3 protein-coding genes and 1 pseudogene are annotated in these 2,871 nt (G+C 64.8%); all 4 read right to left on the bottom strand.

The features are described from left to right. Positions 1-381 (bottom strand): glycoside hydrolase family 130 protein (locus QOH60_RS28745; RefSeq protein WP_526425295.1); only part of this gene is annotated, 381 nt, incomplete at its 3' end. Next, positions 378-1,691: an ABC transporter substrate-binding protein gene (locus QOH60_RS28740; RefSeq protein WP_526425294.1), complete on the bottom strand. Its 1,314-nt coding sequence runs from the start codon at positions 1,689-1,691 to the stop codon at positions 378-380. The genes QOH60_RS28745 and QOH60_RS28740, both read right to left, overlap by 4 nt. Positions 1,692-1,734: 43 nt before the next feature. Continuing rightward, positions 1,735-2,628 carry a carbohydrate ABC transporter permease gene (locus QOH60_RS28735; RefSeq protein WP_526425293.1) on the bottom strand — a complete coding sequence of 298 codons (894 nt, stop codon included), beginning with the start codon at positions 2,626-2,628 and terminating at the stop codon, positions 1,735-1,737. After that, positions 2,625-2,871, bottom strand: a pseudogene (locus QOH60_RS28730) (hypothetical protein); the annotation flags it as partial. The gene QOH60_RS28735 and the pseudogene QOH60_RS28730, both read right to left, overlap by 4 nt.

The following is a 2,871-nucleotide window of genomic DNA, read 5'->3' as shown; positions in this document are numbered from 1 at the left end:
CGCCAAGCACAGCCGGGCGGTGTGCCGGTCCCAACCGGTGTAGGTGAGGTAGTAGGTGCCGCCGATCCGCACCACCCGCGGGTCCTCGCAACCGAACCGCTCGTAGTCATGCTCGGGGACCATGATCGGATCCGGTTCGGTCTCGAGGTGGATACCGTCATCGGTCCAGGCCAGCCCGAACCGGGAGATGATGTCGTCGGCGTGGGCCCGGTAGATGAGCGCGATGCGATCACCGACGCGGATGGCGGCCGGGTTGTAGACGTTCGACGCCTCCCAGTCGTGGCGTCCGGGCCGGAGTACCGGATTCTCCGGCCTGGGAACGAACGGACCGAACGGGTAGTCGACCGGCGGATCTGCCGCCGTGGTGTCGTTGGTGATCATTTCTTTATCAGTTTGTTGATTCCGGCAACGGTTCCGTCGATGCCGGCGGTGAGATCCTTCTTCCCTGCCAGCCCCGGGTTCCACGACGTTGACACCACGTCGCCCGCCGGCGTCGCCCAGGGATCCAGGAACTGGGTGACGAACTTGTCCTTCACCCCGAGCTCGTACGTCGCGGTCTCGGCGATGGTCTTGGCGGCGGCGTCACCGGGCCGTAGGGCCTCGTAGTAGCCCTTCGATCCCGGCTCGTAGGCGATCGGGGCGATCGGCTCCGCCTTCATGGTCTCGTTGAACCCGGTGGTGTCGAGGTAACTGATCACCTTCCAGGTGGAGTCCGGGTCCTTCAGCGTCGCCGGCGAACAGACGCCGTTGGTCTCGATGGGCTGGACCGACTTCGCCGTACCGGCCGGCCAGGGCGCGTAACCCCAGTCGAAACCGGGCTTGTTCTGGGTGATCGACTGCTGCAGCCACTGGCCGCCGAACATCAACGGGATGCCACCGTTGGCGAATTTGGCCACGGCGGTTGAACCGTCGAAGTCCGGACCGGTCATCTCGCCGGCCGCGATGGCCTTCGCGAGGCGTTGCGCCCCCGTGCGGAATGTCGCGTCGGCGTGCAAGGACTTGGCGCCGACCGGAGTGTCCATGATCGGCTGGCCGCCGTTGGCCACGGAGTAGGCGGAGACGCCCTGCACATTGAGCAGCAACGCCCACGCACTCACCAGGGGCGTGGTCTTGGGCTCGGTGTGCTTGAGCTTGGCGATGTCGGTGAACAGGTCGTCCCAGGTCCAGCCGATGCTGGGTACCTTCAGCTTGGCCTTGTCGAAGGCGGTCTTGTTGTAGAAGAAGCCGTAGGTGTTGGCCAGCGTCGGGATCCCGTAGACCTTGCCGTCCGCGGTCCGCCACAGGTCGAGCGAGCCCGGTGAGAACTTGTCCTCCTGCAGGCCGTCGCCCTTCTTCAGGTACGCCGACCAGTCGTAGAGCAACCCCTCGGCCGCGAGATTCTGCTCCTGGCTGTTGGAGCACCAGAAGAAGTCCGGCGCCTTCTTGGACATGATCAACGACGCCAGCTTCTGCGCGTAATCGGCGTTCGGCGATTCCTGCCGCTGCGCGGTGATGCCGTCGGAGGTCTGGAACTTCTTCATGCTGCTGTCCAGCGCGGCGTTGGTGGCGACTGACTCCCACGTCATGTAACTGATGGTTGTGGAGCCTCCGCCCTTCGCGTCGCCGGACCCGCCGCAACCGGCGAGCGTGAGCCCGGCGATGACCACGGCGGCCGTCGTCCGCCAACCGGATTTCCTGATCGTTGGGGGCACGATCTCTCCTTCGATGACTAGTGATGCGGGATGGGTGGGGACGTCAGTTCGCGATCGTTCCGAGCGCCCCGAGGCCTTCCATGAAGTAGCGCTGCGCCAGGAAGAACAGCGCCAGCGGCGGTACGACGAACATCAGGTTCGTCGCCATGTAGTAGTTGTATTGCGAGCCCGCGGTGTCGGAGAGGAAGGACGCCATGCCGAGCGGCAGGGTGAACTTCGACGCCGACTGCAGGTACACCAGCGGACTGAGATAGTCGTTCCAGGCGAACTGGAACGACAAGATCGCCACGGTGATCCACACCGGCTTGGTGAGCGGGACCATGATCTTGGTGAAGATGGTCCAGTGCCCGGCCCCGTCGATGATGGCGGACTCGTCGAGGTATCGCGGGATCGACTGGTAGTACTGCCGGGCCAGGAACACGAAGATCGGGCTGCCGAAAAAGGCCGGCAGGATCAGCGGCACCCAGGTGTCGATCAGGCCCAGGTTGATGTAGAGGTGCTGCAGCGGGATGAGTCCCACGATTCCGGGCACGAAGATACTGCCGGAGATGAGGGCGAACCAGAGCCGCCGGCCGGGGAAGTCGATGCGCGAGATGCCGTAGCCCACCACCATCGAGCTGACCACCGCCCCGACGGTGGAGAGCACGGTCACGATCATGGTGTTGGCCAGCAGCCGGTAGAAGCCGATCTGCGCCGGGCCGCGGACGAAGTTCGCGAGCTGGAACTCGCGGGGCAGGAACGACGGCGGCAGCTGGTTGATGTCGCCGTTGCCTTTCAGTGCGATGCTGACCATCCAGATCAGCGGCAGCAGCATCGAGACGGCCAGCAACCCGCACAAGGCGTACCAGGCGATCCGGGACACCACGAACGGCACCCGCTGGGTGAGCGACACGGATCGCCCGCCGGCCAGCCGGTCGGCAGCCGCTGTGGCCGTCATGCGCCTTCTCCTTCGTAGATGCGGTGGCGAGTGAGCCGGAGCATGACGATGGTCACGATCATCACGATCACGAACAGCACCCAGACCTCGGCGGTGGCGTAGCCCAGCTGTGGCGAGGTGATGAAGTCGGCGAAGCCGTCGTTGTAGATCTTGAACATCAGCAGGTTGGTCGAGTTGGCCGGTCCGCCCTTGGTCAGGATGGCGACCTGGTTGAAGGTCTGGAACGCGCCGTTCAACGCCAGC

Origin of the sequence: Mycobacterium sp., from assembly GCF_032159765.1 — a bacterium.
Taxonomy (GTDB): Bacteria; Actinomycetota; Actinomycetes; order Mycobacteriales; family Mycobacteriaceae; genus Mycobacterium.
This window is presented reverse-complemented; position numbering and strand designations above follow the sequence as displayed.

Bases quoted from the DNA above. Each gene is read 5' to 3' on its own strand.
- QOH60_RS28735 (WP_526425293.1), bottom strand. From the start codon at position 2,628: ATGACGGCCACAGCGGCTGCCGACCGGCTGGCCGGCGGGCGATCCGTG.